The 16,259-nt window shown below is 63.5% G+C and carries 16 protein-coding genes; 11 read left to right on the top strand and 5 right to left on the bottom strand.

All coding sequences use genetic code 11. The features are described 5' to 3' along the window. Positions 1-317: 317 nt before the first annotated feature. Complete coding sequence (locus tag JTF07_RS05095; protein ID WP_252199299.1) at positions 318-1,409, top strand: C40 family peptidase; 1,092 nt, start codon at positions 318-320, stop codon at positions 1,407-1,409. 383 nt (positions 1,410-1,792) lie between these two features. Here JTF07_RS05095 and pepN read toward each other — a convergent pair whose 3' ends face one another. Next, entirely contained in the window at positions 1,793-4,621 is a 2,829-nt protein-coding gene (gene pepN, locus JTF07_RS05090; protein ID WP_204233176.1) for an aminopeptidase N, read from the bottom strand. Between the two features lie 84 nt (positions 4,622-4,705). Here pepN and JTF07_RS05085 point away from each other — a divergent pair, with 84 nt between their 5' ends. Beyond that, a complete protein-coding gene (locus JTF07_RS05085; protein WP_204233175.1) occupies positions 4,706-5,854 on the top strand; it encodes an FUSC family protein in 1,149 nt (382 codons plus the stop codon). A 14-nt stretch (positions 5,855-5,868) separates the two neighbouring features. Here JTF07_RS05085 and JTF07_RS05080 read toward each other — a convergent pair whose 3' ends face one another. Further along, positions 5,869-6,471 (bottom strand): helix-turn-helix domain-containing protein, encoded by a 603-nt coding sequence (locus JTF07_RS05080; RefSeq protein WP_204233174.1) that lies wholly within the window; start codon positions 6,469-6,471, stop codon positions 5,869-5,871. Positions 6,472-6,536: 65 nt separating this feature from the next. On the opposite strand from JTF07_RS05080, the gene JTF07_RS05075 reads away from it, so the two are divergent. The 7 genes from JTF07_RS05075 to JTF07_RS05045 all read left to right on the top strand — a co-directional run bounded on the left by JTF07_RS05075 (position 6,537) and on the right by JTF07_RS05045 (position 11,613). Next, entirely contained in the window at positions 6,537-7,322 is a 786-nt protein-coding gene (locus tag JTF07_RS05075) for an AzlC family ABC transporter permease (RefSeq protein WP_204233173.1), read from the top strand. Further along, positions 7,319-7,816 (top strand): AzlD domain-containing protein, encoded by a 498-nt coding sequence (locus tag JTF07_RS05070; RefSeq protein ID WP_204233172.1) that lies wholly within the window; start codon positions 7,319-7,321, stop codon positions 7,814-7,816. Before JTF07_RS05075 ends, JTF07_RS05070 begins: the two co-directional genes overlap by 4 nt. A gap of 233 nt (positions 7,817-8,049) precedes the next feature. Further along, on the top strand, positions 8,050-8,379 hold the full coding sequence (locus JTF07_RS05065; protein ID WP_204233171.1) for a DUF2516 family protein: 330 nt from the start codon (positions 8,050-8,052) through the stop codon (positions 8,377-8,379). Between the two features lie 21 nt (positions 8,380-8,400). Further along, positions 8,401-9,246 (top strand): alpha/beta fold hydrolase, encoded by an 846-nt coding sequence (locus JTF07_RS05060; RefSeq protein WP_204233170.1) that lies wholly within the window; start codon positions 8,401-8,403, stop codon positions 9,244-9,246. 9 nt (positions 9,247-9,255) lie between these two features. Beyond that, on the top strand, positions 9,256-10,707 hold the full coding sequence (locus JTF07_RS05055) for a glycosyltransferase (protein WP_204233169.1): 1,452 nt from the start codon (positions 9,256-9,258) through the stop codon (positions 10,705-10,707). Between the two features lie 34 nt (positions 10,708-10,741). Further along, entirely contained in the window at positions 10,742-11,260 is a 519-nt protein-coding gene (locus tag JTF07_RS05050; RefSeq protein ID WP_204233168.1) for a YbjN domain-containing protein, read from the top strand. Then, the gene (locus JTF07_RS05045) at positions 11,257-11,613 is read left to right on the top strand and encodes an iron chaperone (RefSeq protein ID WP_252199296.1); all 357 of its coding nucleotides are present in this window, start codon (positions 11,257-11,259) and stop codon (positions 11,611-11,613) included. Before JTF07_RS05050 ends, JTF07_RS05045 begins: the two co-directional genes overlap by 4 nt. Positions 11,614-11,616: 3 nt before the next feature. On the opposite strand, the gene JTF07_RS05040 is transcribed toward JTF07_RS05045, so the two are convergent. Together JTF07_RS05040 and JTF07_RS05035 are read right to left on the bottom strand one after the other, a co-directional pair. Beyond that, positions 11,617-12,264 (bottom strand): GNAT family N-acetyltransferase, encoded by a 648-nt coding sequence (locus tag JTF07_RS05040; protein WP_353843875.1) that lies wholly within the window; start codon positions 12,262-12,264, stop codon positions 11,617-11,619. Then, the gene (locus JTF07_RS05035; RefSeq protein ID WP_252199294.1) at positions 12,261-13,376 is read right to left on the bottom strand and encodes a bile acid:sodium symporter family protein; all 1,116 of its coding nucleotides are present in this window, start codon (positions 13,374-13,376) and stop codon (positions 12,261-12,263) included. The genes JTF07_RS05040 and JTF07_RS05035 overlap by 4 nt, the downstream gene beginning before the upstream one ends. A 129-nt stretch (positions 13,377-13,505) precedes the next feature. On the opposite strand from JTF07_RS05035, the gene JTF07_RS05030 reads away from it, so the two are divergent. Next, complete coding sequence (locus JTF07_RS05030) at positions 13,506-14,249, top strand: phosphoglyceromutase (protein WP_143920617.1); 744 nt, start codon at positions 13,506-13,508, stop codon at positions 14,247-14,249. A 51-nt stretch (positions 14,250-14,300) separates the two neighbouring features. On the opposite strand, the gene JTF07_RS05025 is transcribed toward JTF07_RS05030, so the two are convergent. After that, entirely contained in the window at positions 14,301-15,236 is a 936-nt protein-coding gene (locus JTF07_RS05025) for a LysR family transcriptional regulator (protein ID WP_204233166.1), read from the bottom strand. A 71-nt stretch (positions 15,237-15,307) separates the two neighbouring features. Here JTF07_RS05025 and JTF07_RS05020 point away from each other — a divergent pair, with 71 nt between their 5' ends. Then, positions 15,308-16,258, top strand: a complete 951-nt coding sequence (locus JTF07_RS05020) for an EamA family transporter (RefSeq protein ID WP_204233165.1) — start codon at positions 15,308-15,310, stop codon at positions 16,256-16,258. The last annotated feature ends 1 nt before the right edge of the window (position 16,259 follow it).

Raw genomic sequence — 16,259 nt, 5'->3', positions numbered from 1 at the left:
CTGAAGGCGGCGCTTTGAAATTGGGACGCCGCCTTCAGTTGCAATGTTCGTCCGAAGTCTCAGCTCTGTATCGATTGGGGCAAGGGCACTTCTTTTCACCGTGGCATCGCGATATCCTGCCACAGTGTCGACATTGTCGTCTGCTGCTGAGCTGGCGGTAATATTGGCACCGTGCGGCGCTTCGATGCGCATGGGTTCGATCGATGTCGACCACAGATTTCGATACCGGTCGATGCCATGGGTGGCGGAGCACGCATACCGAATGACCTTCGGAGACTTCCCCCACGCGGGAGTGACACCCGCAGACCGAAAGAGAAATGATGCGTACCAAAATTGCTGTTTCGGCGGCACTTGGGCTCGGACTTGTATTCGGCGCAGGAGCTCCTGCGCTGTCGAGCAACCTGATGTCGACCGATGAAGAATCTGCAAGCGATTTGAAAGCTGCAGTCGTCCCGGGCCAGGAGCTTGAGCGGATCACCGACGGGAAGATCGAAAAGGGCGAAACGGCCTACGTCGATGTCACTGTCGCTACCCTGTGGACCGATTCGAAAGCCCCCAGGAAGGTCGACAAACCTGCCCTTGGCCATCCCGTCGACCTCGACAAATGGAACAAGAATCTCAAGAAGACCGATGTGCGACGCGATCTGACCGGAAAGGTCGAGACCCAAGCCGCATACGGTTCCGAAGTCACTGTCCTCAAAACCAAAGGCGACTGGGCCAAGGTTGCGGTCAAAGACCAATCAACGTCTAAGAACAAGAAGGGCTACCCGGGCTGGGTGCCGAAGAGGCAGCTTGTCGAGAACGACCGATTCGGGCAGCTCAAGGACGACCAGCCCCGCGCGGTCGTGACGAAGAAGAAGAGTGAACTCGAAGGTATCGAGTTCACCAAGGACACCGGTGCGGATGTCAGTTTCAACGTCGATCTTCCGCTCATCGCCCAAGACGTCGATGACGTACGCGTGGCGCTCCCCGGTGGAGGTGCAGCGTGGATCGACTTCGACGACGTCGCCGTCTATGACACCGGTGGCAAGCCAGCGAAGCCCAGTGGATCTGACCTCGTCAAGACTGCGAAGCAGTTTGACGGATTGCGTTACCTGTGGGCCGGAGTCTCGCCCTACGGCTTCGACTGCTCGGGCTTCACCTACAGCATCTACCGGGCCCACGGCATCGACATTCCCCGTGACTCGGGAGAACAGGCCACCGCCGGCAAGAAGGTCTCCGAGGGTGACCTCAAGGCAGGCGACCTGCTGTTCTTCTCGACCACCTCGGGAACCGTCCATCACGTCGGAATGTACGTCGGCGACGGCAAGATGATCCATTCGCCCAATGCGTCCAAAGACGTCTATGTCACCGACTGGAAGTCGTGGGACACCGGAAATGAGTTCTCCGGAGCTCGCCGAATCATCTGAGCGACATTGAGCGGTTGGCTGATTCCGGCCGACACTGATGTCGCAAGCACTGACGTCGCAAGCACTGACGTCGCAGGACAGAGCGAAGGCCGAAGCCCCACATGAAACGGGGAATCGGCCTTCGCTCTGTTTCGTCATATGCCTGCCCGACCGCTGCGGCAGAGTCAGCAGTCGTGGCACTGGTTGAGCGGCAACAGCCGCCCGGTCCGGCTAGCTGAGCTGCCAGGTCAGGTCCGTTGAGTCGCCCGGTCAGGTCTGTTGAGTAAGTCGCCTGGTCCGGTCCGCTGAACAGCCCGGTCCGGCCTGCTGAGCCGCCAGGTCAGAGCCACTGATTCGACCGGTGGCCCGCCGAAGAGACAGACGGGCCCGCTTGAGGGGACAGCTCAGTGGCGTGAGCTCTGGGTCGATTTGAGATAGATCGCCCGGGCCAGATCGTCGCGGCGTTCGATGAGCAGCCGACGCAGCGCCGCCGGAGCATCGCTGTGCGCGGCCAACCAAGAATCGGTCTTCTCGACCACAGACCCTTCGTCAACCGACCAACGAGGGTAAAGCCCGAGGACCAGGCGCTTGGCAATCTCGATCGAATTGTCGGCCCAGAAGCCGGCAAGCCGAGAGAAGTACTCATCGACATAGTTTTCGATGAGCGGCACCGACGTGGGGGCCACGAAACCGGAGATGATGGCACTGAGCACATCGTTGCTCAACGCCGCCGCCTCGTTGATGACCTCCCATGCGCGGATCTTCACGATCGGCAGCGGCATGGCCGCACTCGCAGTCTCGGCATGGAGACGGCCCGATGAACTGGGATCCGATTGATTCTCTCGCGCGATGTCGGTCTGGTCGGCCCAGCCCAGGCACACGAGCGCGGTCAGAGCATTCCACCGCAGAGCATGATCATTGAGCAGTCCCTTGAAGGGCAGAGACGCCGCAGCGTGGTCCGGAGCATCAGATGCAGCCCCGGACGCCCCAGTTCCGGAAGTCCCAGCTCCAGAAGTCCCAGCTCCAGAAGTCCCAGCTCCAGAAGCCCCAGCCCCAGCAGGCTCAGACGGTGCACTCGAGGTCAGATGGTCGATTTCCTCGCCGACGGGAACTGCGAGGATCTGCGACGCGAAGCTGCGGCCCATCGCGATCGCGGCACTTGCCCCAAAGCAACGCGCAGTGCGCGAGGTAAGAGCAAGAACCAGGTTCGCCAGATGAAGCTGAGCGTCCGAGCCTGACCTGGCCGTAGCCAATGCGTCAAGGGCAGCGCCCAGCAGCCCGGCGATTGCGGTCTCGAAATTCCTCGCCGAGACCCACTGGTCCAGGCAGGTCAGCGCCGTCTGGCTCAGCCCGGCCATGATGCCGGCGTGGCTCTCCTTGCCCAGGCTCCGGGCATAGGCCGTGAGATATCGCTGCACGGGGAGGAGGCCATCGCGAACAGCATTTTCCAAGGCTGACCACACCAACGCCCGTGAAAGCGGATCCGCGATCCGGGACACCGACCGGATTGCGGCCTCCGTCGATGACGGATCCAAGCGCACGCGCGCATAATCGTGATCGGAGTAGTTCACCAGCGTGATGTCGCCGAGGGTGCGTCCAGCGAGCTGCTCCACCTCAGCCGACTGGGTGGAGAAGTCGAAGGAGAAGGAATCGATCGGGACCAGCTTGCGTCCCTTTCGTCCCAACGTGGCGATCTCGAGCGTGTGCGGACGCAGCAGCTCGGCACCGCGTGCCGAATCGGCCTGTGTGATCTTCGCGCTGGTGATGCTTGCTCGTGCTGAGCCGCGCACAGACGATGAGGCATCGTCGGACGTCGTCAGTTCCAACGACAGTTCGGAGACACCGGAGGTGCCCAGCCACGCACCGGCCCAACTGGCGATGTCACGGTCAGGAGCCGCCTCGGCGAGGCATTCGAGGAAGTCGGCGAGCTCGGTATTGCGGTAGTCGAAGCGCTTGAAGTACAGGCGCGAGCCGGCGAAGAACGCCTCCCGGCCGACGAAGGCCACGAGCTGCTTGAGCACGGACGCACCCTTGGCGTAGGTGATGCCGTCGAAGTTGAGCTTCGCGGCCTCGACGTCGGGGATGTCGGCGACGATCGGGTGCGTGGTCGGATACAGGTCCTGCGTGTACGCCCACGCCTTGCGACGCAGTGCGAAGGTCACCCAGCCGTCGGTGAAGCGGGTCGCCTCGGCCAGCGCCAGCCCGCCCATGTAGTCGGCGAACGACTCCTTGAGCCACAGGTCGTCCCACCATTTCATGGTCACCAGGTCACCGAACCACATGTGCGCCATTTCGTGCAGGATCACGTTCGCCCGCGACTCGTAGTTCGCGTCGGTGACCTTGTCCCGGAAGATCAGACTGTCGGTGAACGTGACCAGACCCGGATTTTCCATGGCGCCGAGGTTGTACTCCGGAACGAAGATCTGATCGTATTTGCCCCACGGGTAGGGATAGTCGAATTCGCCAGTGAAGAAGTCCAGCCCGGCCTTCGTGATCGAGAAGATGTCGGAGGCGTCGAGGTGGTCGACGAGGCTGGCGCGCGTCCATGCGCCCAACTGCACGACCTCACCGGTCGAGGGATCCGTCCAGTGGTCGGTTGCGCCCTCGTAGGGGCCTGCAGTGATGCACGTGATGTAGCTCGACTGTCGCAGCGTCGGGGCGAAATGATGAGTGATCGCGGGGGAGTCCATATCGACAGGCCCCTGGTTCGTCTCCTGACTCGGTCCGCGACTCGTCTCGGGGCGGTTCGACAGAACCTGGAAGTGCTCGGGGGCCGTGACGTTGAAGATGAACTCTGCCTTAAGATCCGGCTGGTCGAAGTTCGCGAACACGCGGCGGGCATCGGTCGGTTCGTACTGAGTGTAGAGATAGACCTTGCCGTCGGCAGGGTCGGTGAAGCGGTGCAGTCCTTCTCCCGAGGTGGAGTAGTAGGCCTGTGCCTCGATCGTCAGGGTGTTCTTCCCCGTGCGGATGGGCAGTCCCACCCTTGCTCCGTCGAACACCTCGGCGGGGTCGAGGATCTCATCATTGATCTCAGCGAATGTGACCGAGTCTGCGATCAGGTCGATGAATGTGCGGCACTCGGTTCGGGCGGTGAACTCGACGACGGTACGGGAGAGGTACGTCGGAGTTCCGGTCTCAGCATTGCTGACGTCGATATCGACGGTGTAAGTCGAAACATCGAGCACTTGACTGCGGCTCTGCGCTTCATCTCGGGTCAGGTTAGTTGTCATTCATAGCCTCCTCGGCGCACAGACATTAGCATGTCACAATTCCGGTACGCTGGGTACAGCGAAGGCGAGCACGAAGGGAGTCTGATGGCGAAGCCCGAGGTCAGAGAACTGCCCCAGCGCGCCTTCAACACTCTGGTGCATCGATCTCGGATGGGTCTCAAGCGTGTCCAGGCCAACGCCGGACAGCTGATCCAGATCCCGATCGCCGCCACCGCGGCCTATGCCTTCTGCGTCTACGTCCTCGGCCACCCATATCCGTTCCTCGCAGCCGTCGCCTCTGCCGTCGGAATCGGGCCGGTCGCCGACCGTCGTCTGCGCCGAGCCATGGAGATCGGCTTCGGTGCGACCTTCGGTGTGCTCGTGGGTGAGCTCCTCGTCAACGTCTACGGCACAGGGATCTGGCAGCTCACACTGACGCTTGCCATCGGCCTCTTCATCGGCACGATGCTGAATTCCGGTGGCATCTTCATCACCCAGATCGCCGTCCAATCCGTCTACGTCGTCGTAGTTCCTGCCACCGCCACCACCTTGCCGTTCCCCCGCACCCTCGACGCCCTCACCGGGTCCGTGTGTGCAATCCTTCTCGCCCTCATCCTTCCGCGCGATGCCCGCAAGGTCCCGCGCGGCCTTGCCGCGAGCATGCTCGACGAGATCAGTGCAGTCCTGCAGATGATGGCGCGGGCGCTGCAGGACTCCGATGTCGCACTCGCTCAGCGGGCACTGACGCGAGCTCGAGAGACCCAGGACATCATCGATTCGTGGGGTTCCTCGCTCAAGATCTCGAGGGAAGCGGCGAAGATCAATGCCAGAGGCAGGCGTCATTCCGCCGAGGTGACCAGGTTGTCTCGTGCACACACCCATGCCGATCGTGCCATGCGCACCATTCGCGTCATCGCTCGCAGGGTCGTGGGCATCACCGAATTCGGTGTGGAGAAGCCGATCATCGCCGGCTACGTGGATTCGCTGTCTGAGGGGTCGAAGAAGCTTGAAGTCGCGCTGCGCAGAGGGACCGATCGGGCACTGGCAGAAGCCGCGCTGGCCGAGGCCGCTTCCAGTCTTGATCCCCGTGCGGAGGAGAGCTGGGATATCCACGACGAGTCCCTCGTGCTGCTGCTGCGTCCCGTGGCGGTCGACCTCCTCGAAGCCTGCGGGCTGACGAACGAAGCCGCCCAGAACCGACTTCCCTCGCTCAGCGAAGACACGCGAGAGACAGATGAGCCGCCCGCGGAGTGATGAAGTCGCGGACCTCAGCGGCTCTCGACGATGAACACGACTGTCGTCTCCGGTCTGAGCGCCGTGAACTCGTGTGGCTGGTCGCCCGGGTAGGTCAGGTAGTCGCCGACGTGTAGTTCGTAGGACTGTCCGAGCACCTCGATGCGTGCCGCCCCCTGCCCCAGGATCACATGCTCGATCGTGCCGACAGGGTGCGGTTGCGAGTTTCGCGGCTGACCCGGTTCGGCCTGAATGAAATAGACGTCGCGTCGCGCATTCGCCGGCGATGCTGAGAGCAGGGTCGCCGCATAGTTCGCGGTGTTCGACGGCAGACTGGGCAGATCCTTGGCATGCAGGAGCGCGACTTCGTGCTGCGGGGGATCGAGCAGTCTGGCCAGAGGGATGTCGAGCGCGGAGGCCAGAGCCCACATCGTCTCGACACTGGGATTGCCGGTGCCTGCCTCGAGCCCGGACATGGTCGATTTTCCGATCCCCGCCCGGCGGGCAACTTCGGACAGCGAGAGGTCCGCGCGCATCCGCTCTCGTCTGATTGCGATTGCGATCTGCTCACGCGGCGTCGGTCCGGTCGGAGGCTCACTGGATCCGGTGGGTGCCTCATCTCGTGGTTGAGAACTCATGAGTTCACTATAGCGACATAGCGTTCTGGTTGACGAACGATTCTCCAATGTGCACTATATAGAACATGAGTTCTGTGTTTCGCACGATGGATCGGGTCCTTCCGGGCTCGACCTATCGTGACGTCGTCATCGTCACGATCACGATCATCGCGGTCGCCCTGTCCTATGGGGCCATCTCCGCGGTGTCCGGATTCCCGTGGTGGCAGACGCTGCTGCTGGCGATGTTCGCCCTCGGCGGTGCAGCGGAATTCACCTTCGTCGGCGTGATCGCAGCAGGCGGAGCACCGGTCCTTGCAGTGTTGGCGGGCCTGCTGGTCAACTCACGGAACTTCGCCTTCGGCATGGCCGTTGGGCCGTTCTTCCCGCAGGACTGGCGCGCACTCATCGCGGCGCACTGGATCAACGACGAATCTGTCGCCGTATCGCGAACGGTCAGCACCGACCGAGCACGGTGGCATGCATTCCTGCTCATGGGTGCGGCAATCGCACTCATGTGGCCGAGCGGGGCGATGCTCGGCCAGTGGCTCGGCAGTGTCATCGACGCCGATCTCCTCGGTCTCGATGCGGCCTTCCCGATCATCCTCTTCTGCCTCATCCGCGGCGATCTGAAGAGCAGGACCACACTGTCGCTCACAGTCGTGGGAATCCTCATCTCGGTCCTGCTCACCCCGCTCCTGCCGCTTGGACTCGGAGCCGTGACCTCTCTGTCGGTGTTCCTGTTCGTGGCAGCCGGCTGGTCGATCAGGGCAGTCATCAGGAAGCGCCGAGGTGGCACTGACCGTGCGGATCGAAGTGACGCTGGCGATCGCAGCGATGTTGACGATCTCGATCGACAGGAGGGAAGCCGATGAGTCCGATCAGTTTTCTCATCGCACTCGCCGCGCTGAGCATCGGAACCTATGCCATGCGCTTCGCCGGTGTGAAGCTCGGGGCGGCGATTGCAACGAAGGGCAGACGCCGACAGCTCGCGACCGCCTCGGCTGGGGCAGACGGAATCGTGGGACCGAACCGCATTGCGGGACCGAGCAGCACTGCTGCGGGAACGAACAGCCCCGCAGGACCGACGAGTCCCTCGGGACCGAGCGACACCGCAGAACTCGTGGGGGAGTCGGATGGCGACTCGACGGCGACGGTGACGAAGTGGATGGATCGGGCGACGGTCGTCCTCATCGGTGCAGTCTTCGCGACGACTGCGATCTTCGATGGCCAGGACATCGCGGACCCCGCACGGCTCATCGGCGTCGGTGCGGGAGTTCTGGCCGCGATTCTGCGAGTGCCGATGCTCATCTGTGTGCTGCTGGGCATGTGTGTCTGCGCAGGCATCCGAATGACAGGCATCCTGTGAACGCCGGCCAAGGTGCGAAAGTGTGGCGGCCAGAGTCAGACCCAGTCAGGGTCAGACTGGTGGCAGCCAGCGTATGAGAACGTGTGACGCTCAGAGCGCCGGACCTCCTCAATACCGCGTCGTCGCAAGCGCTGAGGCAGTTCATGTGCGGAGGGTGATCCGACGATGAGGATTCGCCCAGGATCGGAGCCGTCCCCGTGCCCCGAAGAGCTGCGATTGCTAGGGTAGATGCTATGGAAATAATTGCCGGCGTTCAGCAGATGGTCTTTCTCGCCTTGGCCGTCGCCGCCTTCGGCCTCCAGCTGTGGGCGTTCATCGACTGCCTCCGCTACAAGGACGAGAACTACCGCGCCGTTGACAAGCAGAGCAAGAAGTTCTGGGTCATCCTCCTCGGCGTCGGGCTCGCGCTCGCACTCATCGCGCTTCCGCCCATGGGCATGCGCATCATCTTCCTCAACCTGATCGCACTCGTCGCCGGCATCGTCTACCTCACCGACGTCCGTCCGAAGATTAAGGCCATCGACCCGCGCAATCGCAAACAGAATCGGAACCACTGGCGCTGAGGCAGCGACGAACACGCGCAGATGACAGACGACCTCAATCTCCCGGGCCCAGATTCCGACTACATCGCCACCTTCGGCAGCAGTGAGCCCCACACGCTCTTCGGCCACGGATTCGCCGGCGCAATCCGCGACACCCGTCCCTTCGGCACAGGCATCACCGGCACCAAGCATTTCCTCCACCTGCCCGGCCACGGCGGACGCCCCTCACCTGGACCGGGATGGAACTACGGCCACATCGCCGAGGTGCTGGCACGGGCGCTGACGTCCACCTCGGCGACGCGGGCCCTCGGAGTCTCCATGTCCGCCGGCGGACTCCTGAGACTGCTCGGCACCACTCATCCCGCGACCCGGAACCTCGAGAAGGTCGCGCTTGTTCTCCCGGCATCATTCACCGGATTCTCCGCCGAGGTGGCCGATGCGAACCGCGGCTACCTGAAGCGACTGCGTGATCTGGTGGCCGCCGGTGACGTCGAGTCCATCACGGACCTGATGCTTTCTCGCGAACCTGCCGAGGTCGCCGAGCTCCTGCCGGCCAGAGCCTGGACGAAGACGAAGGCCGAGAATCTCGTCAACACGGACATGTCCGACGGGCTCGGCTTGGCTCTTGAGATCGCCGTCGAGGAGAGCGCAGGCGATGTGAGCACGAGCAATGTGAGCCCAGGCAATGACCCGCTGAGTGCTCTGGCTCGGTTCCCGGGGGAGGTGCTCGTGCTCACCCACGAGGATGACCCTGCCCATCCGGTCGAGGTCGCCGAGGCGATTGCGGCCGCGATTCCCGAGGCCCACTTGGAAGTCCTGCCAGCAGGATCGATCCTGTGGCGCGGGCGCCACGAAGTCCGCCGGATCCTCGGCGAGTTCTTTGGCTAAACTGTCACAGTGCGCATATCCGTTCTCTCACTCCACACCTCGCCCGCGGCTCAGCCGGGCCAGGGCGATGCCGGTGGTATGAATGTCTACGTCGACCAGTCGGTGCGCGCATTGGCAGCAGCTGGCCATGTGGTCGACGTCTTCACCGCCGACCCGAGCGGCATTGACGGCCTCGGCGGGCGCGCCGGCACCCTGCAGATCGCTGAGGGCGTCCGACTCCATCAGCTGCCGATCGATGCGGCCGACAAGGACGAGCTTGCCGATGCCATCGACGAGCTCGCGCGGCTCCTCCTGGCCGAGCCGAGCTTCATCTCAGCCGACCTGATCTGGGCTCACTACTGGATCTCGGCCGAGGCGGCACTGCTGGCTCAGGAACTTCGCTCCCAGGAGTCATCGTCGGCGGTCGGCGAGGACGCGACCAGGGCGGGTGACCGTCCTCGAATCGTCGTGAGCATGCACACGATCGGCGCGGTGAAGAACCGCGACTCAGAGACCAGCCACGAACGACCTCAGCGCTTGGAAGCAGAGGAGAGAATCGCCTCGGCGGTGGACCTGATCGTGGCCAACACTCCGGCAGAGCGTCGCGATCTCATCCACGAACTCGGCGCCGATGCCGACGCCGTAGTGGTGGCCAGGCCCGGCGTCGACCACGACCTGTTCTCCCCAGGAGATCGAGCCGTGGCCAGAACAGTTCTGGGTCTTGCTCCCGACGAATTCGTCGTCCTCTATGTGGGGCGGATGCAGTTCATCAAGGGCACCGATGTCGTCGTCGATGCGATCTCCGGCCTGCGAGAGAACAACCCGCACCTGGCGTCTCGGACGCGTGGAATCCTCCTCGGCGCAGTCTCGGGCCAAGAGGCTCCGACTGGATCCTCGCCGTACCTGCGCGAATTGAACTCAGCGATCGCCGCCGAACCCAGCGTCGAGGTGCGACGTCCCGTCCCCGCTCATGAACTCGTCACCTACTACCGCGCGGCGGACATCCTTCTCGTCCCCTCACGCAGCGAGTCATTCGGACTGGTCGCGGCCGAAGCTTCGGCATCGGGCCTGCCCGCCATCGCCTCGGCGGTGGGCGGCCTGCCCGACATCGTCGAACACGGGTGTTCGGGCGTGCTCATCGCCGATCACAACCCGCGGCATTGGGCCATGGCTCTCGAACGGATGCTCCTCGACGACGAACTGCGACGCGAACTCGCACTTCATGCCGTCGAGCGCTCAACTCGGTTCGACTGGTCGGCCACGGCGGCGAGTGTGCTCGGCACCCTCGACGTGCCGGACCTGGCCCTGACCACGACGATGACGGGCACCGAGCAGATGACGGGCACCGAGCAGATGACGGGCACAGAAGAGATGGCGACCGCAGAAGAAGCAATGACTGCGGGAGAGACTGTGCCCCCGGAAGAGATGCCGAACACGGAAGAACTGAATCCGAAGTCGCGACTGGTCGGGCGCGGCTGCTGAAGAACTCCATGGATTGCCGACGGAAGGACACATGATGACGACCGACACCGAGACGATTCTGGCCGGTGTGAGGCGGTGGGCGAATGAGAACGAGGTCGAAGTCGACGCCGTTGAGGATACGCAGATCGCCGTAGTCCTGCCGGGAGAGAAGAAGCTGAAGACGACCGTGTCGATCACCGTCTGCGCGCGAACGGTGCAGCTGCAGGCGTTCGTCATTCGCCATCCGGATGAGAATGCCGAGGAGTTCAACCGCTGGCTGCTCATCAAGAACATGAAACCAGGCCCGGTGTCGTTCGGCATCGACACCCTCGGCGATGTGTATCTGGGAGCCAGCGTTCCCCGGGACCGACTTCTCGAGGAACTCGACTCGCTGCTCGGGGCGATTCTGGCGACCGCCGACTCCTCGTTCAACGAACTTCTGCTCATCGGCTTCCTCACCGGAATGAAGAAGGAATGGGCCTGGAGGATCAGGCGCGGGGAGTCGACGCGGAACCTCGCCGCCTTCGAAGACGTCCTCAGCGGACCGGACAACGAATTTCTGGAGCAGGCTTGAACGTCGACGATTACATCGCCGGCTTCGACGATGTGCACAAGCGGGAATTCCTGAGCCGCCTTCGGGACCTCAGCCGCGCCGCTGCGCCCACTGCTGAGGAGGGCCTCAAGTGGGGGAACCCTGCCTACTTCGTGGGCACGATCCTCTTTGCCTTCGCCGGCTATGCCAAGCACGCGAACTTCGTATTCACCCCCAGCACCAAAGAAGCCTTTGCCGATCGGCTGAGCGGATTCGACACCGGAAAGGGGTCGATCAAGCTCTACTACGATCGCGAGATCCCCACCGGCCTGCTGGCGGACATGATCGCCTACCGCATCCGTGAGTTCGAGGTCGACGGCGTGAAGTGGATGTGAGTCTCAGCTCAGGTCCAGTTTGAGCCCTTCGTGACTGGCTTCGTAGCCGAGCCGTGCATAGAACCGCTGCGCATCCGTGCGCGACTTATCGGTCGTCAGTTGAGCCAGCGATGCCCCGAATCGACGCCCGCAGTCATGGGCCCATTCGAAGACCGCCGTGCCCAGTCCGAGACCCTGCGCATCAGGCCCGATCCTCACCGCTTCGATCTGCAGCCGCGTCGACCCTCGCCGTGACAGGCTCGGGATCAGCGTCAGCTGCAGGGTGCCGACGACGGCAGCCGATCCGGTGTCGGAAGGGCATGCCCGCTCACCCTCATCGTAGTTCGCAGAACCGTCATGACGGCTCGCGGTACCTTCGTGCTGGCTCTCGGTATCTTCGTGCTGTCTCGCAGCATAGTTGGTGACGTCGTCGATCGTGACCAGAAGCTGATTGGGATCGGAATCGATGAGACCGAAGGCACGCTGATAGTCGGCCACCTCGTCGGCGCCGGCACTCTCACGAGCAGCACCGAGGGCGTCATCGCGAAGCAGGGACACGAGGTCGGGCACATCGGTGTCTCGTGCCCGCCGAATCAGAAATCTCCTGTTCGCGAGAGCGATCGTCTCTGTCTCGAAGGTGGAGAAGCCCGACGGGGACGAGGGCCCGATCACAGTCCCGACTCCTGTGTGCGACTGTCTCCGGTGACCTGCCCACGCGGCGGTTTGCCGTAGGGGCGGCGTGCGAACACCGAGGCCAGGAGTGCACCGGAGACGTTGTGCCAGACACTGAACACAGCGCCGGGAAGAGCTGCGAGCGGTGAGAAGTACGTGGTCGCGAGAGTGGATGCGAGCCCCGAATTCTGCAGCCCGACCTCGAAGGTCATCGCTCGTCTGGTCGGAGTGTCCAACCGGCAGGCCGCGGCCACTCCGTAGCCGACTCCAAGTCCCAGGACGTTGTGCGTGATGACTGCCAGGAGCACGAGGATTCCGGCGGTCGCGATGGAGCCGGCGGAACCCGCGACGACGACCGCCACGATGTAGGCGATGGCAATGGACGCGAACCAGGGCAGAATCGGTGAGATCTTGTCGACGAGCTTCGAGGCCACGAGCCTGACGATCACCCCGACGATGACGGGCACGAGCACCGTCTGACAGATCGAGACGAACATCGACCAGAACGGCACGTCCATGTATGAGCCGGCCAGCCACAGGGTCAACAGGGGCGTGAGCACCGGGGCGAGGAGGGTCGACAGGGTCGTGATCGACACCGACAGAGCGGTATCGCCCTTGGCCAGGTAGGTGACGACGTTCGAAGCAGTCCCTCCAGGGGCACATCCGACGAGGATGACGCCGACAGCGATCTCAGTCGGAAGGCTGTAGAGGGTGACGACCAGGAGACCGAGCAGGGGCATTGCGACGAACTGCGTTGCGACACCGAGGGCGGCGATCCATGGCTTCTTCGCGATCCGAGCGAAGTCCGGCAGCGTCAGCGTCAGACCCATGAAGAACATGACGATTCCGAGCGCCCAGGTGATCGAGGGTGCGAGAGGAGTGAACGTGTCGGGACTGAGGAACCCGAGGACTCCGGCGATGACGACGAGGACCGGCAGTGCCGTCACGGCGATGATCGAACTGCGGTCGGAGTTCGGCTGCTGGGGCTGCGGAGCCGATGAGCCTCCCGCATGCGGTGGCAGGGTCGGCGACTGTGAGCTCGACGATGAAGGCTCTGGGGACGACGACTGAGGCTGCGAGCTCGACGGCGGCGGCGTAGGGGTGTCAGACATGAGTTCAGGCTATCGGGGCATATCGGGATGCAAGATCGAGTGCCGAATGGTGAGAAAGATCTCGGTAGTTCGTCGACCAGAGGGTGGGCGGCTCTGTGGGCGCCGGCACGGTCGTGCAAAAATGGTGGCATGACGCATAACCTCATCCTGCTGCGCCACGGCGAGAGCGAATGGAACCAGAAGAATCTGTTCACCGGTTGGGTCGACGTGACCCTGACGGACAAAGGGCGGGCTGAGGGCCAGCGGGCCGGCGAGCTCCTGCGCGAGGCCGACCTCATCCCCGACGTCGTCTACACCTCCCGCCTCAAGCGGGCCATCCTCACCTCGAATCTGGCGCTCGAGGCCGCCGATCTCTCCTGGCTCGACGTCCATCGCAGCTGGCGACTCAACGAACGCCACTACGGTGCGCTGCAGGGCAAGAACAAGAAGGAGATCCGCGAGGAGTTCGGCGAGGAGCAGTTCATGACCTGGCGCCGCTCCTTCGACACCCCGCCGCCAGCTCTCGGCGACGCCTCCGAATTCTCGCAGGCTGGAGATCCTCGCTATGCCAACCTCGGCGGTTCCCTGCCTCGCACGGAATGCCTGGCCGACGTCATCGACCGGCTCCTGCCCTACTGGTACGACCGGCTCGTCCCCGAGCTCACCGTCGGACGCACCGTGCTCGTTGTCGCCCACGGCAACTCGCTGCGTGCCCTGGTCAAGCACCTCGACGGAATCTCCGATGCCGATATCACCGGCCTCAACATTCCCACAGGCATCCCGTTGCACTACGAGCTGACCGAGGACTTCACTCCGGTCAGGCCCGGTGGCACCTACCTCGACGCTGCTGCCGCAGAGGCCGCGATCGGTCAGGTCGCCAACCAGGGGCGCTGAGGCACAGGCTCTTTCTGACTCAGGCTCGCACTCGCTCAGGCTCGCACTCGCTCAGGCTCGCACTCGCTCAGGCTCGCACTCACCTGCCGCCACCTCGGCGACCGCCTTCATCTGCTCAAGGAGAAGGGAGATCGCCGGGGATGCGCTCATCGAGGCCCGCCACACGAGGTAGATCCAACGGGCGATGCTCGGATCGTCGAGTTCGACGACGGTGACGTCGGCGGGCAGGTGCGGCCGTCCCAGCCGCGGCACCAGCGCGAGAGCCCCGACAGCCCGGACGAACTCGATCTGGGTGTCATACTCCATCGCCCAGTACTCGATCCGCGGTTCGGCGTTGAGGGGATCGAAGAGCGCGGTGAGCCAGCGATGGCATACGCCGTTGCGCGGTGCCGAGACGAAGACCTCGCGGAGGAGATCCTGCCGGGTCACCAGCTTGCGTGATGCCAGATGGTGGTCACGATGCATGACGATATCGGCCCGGTCGACGGTGATGAGCTCGGAATTCAGCGTCGAGGGCAGCTGAGGAGGACCCTCCCGCCAGTCGAAGATCAGCGAGGCGTCGATCCGGCCGGCCGTGACCATGTCGATGAGCTCATCGGGTTCCTCTTCGATGTTGGTGATCGTCAGCTCCGGCGCGGTGTCCTTGAGCAGCGGCAGGGATGGCACCAGCACTCCGCGGATGCCGGTCGAGAACCCGCCCACCGTGATCCGACCTCGAGGTTCGCCCGACCTTGCCCGCGCGTCGGTCTCGAGGCTTTCGAGGTCCTGGAGCAGTTCGGCGCCGCGTCGGCTGAGCTCACGGCCCATCGGAGTCAATGCGATCCCCCGTCCGGTGCGCTCGGTGACCGGTGAGCCGAGGTAGCGCGAGAGCTTCTGCAGCTGGTGGCTGATGGCCGCCGAGGTGTAGCCGAGTGCATCGGCAGTCGCTGTGACGGAGCCGGCCGAGTCGAGGGCAACGAGCGTGCGCAGGGCGAGAGTGTCAATCATCAAATAATTCTAACGAAACCACGCATTTATATTCAATGGAATTTTGATGCAATGGCTGGGATCCTGGAAGTATGCGTCCCGTCCATTACATGCTCGCCCTGCTCGTCGTCGTTCTCTGGGGCGTCAACTTCATCTTCATCGACTTCGGACTGCGGGACTGGCCACCGCTGCTCCTCGTCGCCGCCCGCTTCACGCTGGTCGTGATCCCGGCGATCTTCTTCGTCAAGTACCCCAGAGGGAACTTCCGCCGCATCCTCCTCATCGGCGTGTTCATGTCCGCCGGTCAGTTCGGCCTCCTCTACACAGCCATGTTCCTCGGACTGCCTGCGGGCCTGACGTCGATCGTCATCCAGATTCAGGCCGCCTTCACGGTGCTCGTTGCGGCCCTTGTGCTCAAAGAATTCCCGAGTCGACGCCAGATCATCGGCATCCTCATCGGTCTGTCCGGACTGTGCGTCATCGGCCTGAGCCTCCAGGCATCGGTGCCGATCGTCGCCTTCCTCGTCGCGCTCGCCGCGTCTCTGTCCTGGGCGATCGGCAATGTCATCGCCCGCGGAGTCAAGGTGGGCACCAATGGCGTGCAGATGACCGTGTGGTCGGCCATCGTGGTCCCCGTGCCGCTGTTCGCGCTCTCGATACTCGTCGACGGCCCCGCCGAGGTTTCTCACGCCCTTGCGAACCCGACCTGGGGAGTCCTTGCTTCGGTCGTCTACACCGCTGGCTGCGCCTCACTCGTCGGCTACGTCATCTGGAATTCGCTGCTTGCAAGGTTCCCGGCATCGCAGGTGGCGCCGTTCTCACTGTTGGTTCCCCTGGTCGGGGTGCTCTCGGCCTGGCTCGTCCTCGGAGACCGTCCCACCGTTCCCGAGCTCGTCGGCGGAGCCCTCCTGCTTCTGGGGGTCGCTGTCACGACGGGAGTGCTGAAGACCATCGCACGCAGCATCAGAGGAACGAACCGGAGGCGGCGAAAGGTCATCGCCAGCGAAAAGCCCGAGGTCGAACATTCGTCGGCCTCGGGCTGAT

Origin of the sequence: Brevibacterium sp. RIT 803 (assembly GCF_016892625.1) — a bacterium.
Classification (GTDB): domain Bacteria; phylum Actinomycetota; class Actinomycetes; order Actinomycetales; family Brevibacteriaceae; genus Brevibacterium.
Note: the sequence above shows the minus strand (reverse complement) of the source record. Positions and strands in the feature narration are given on the sequence as shown.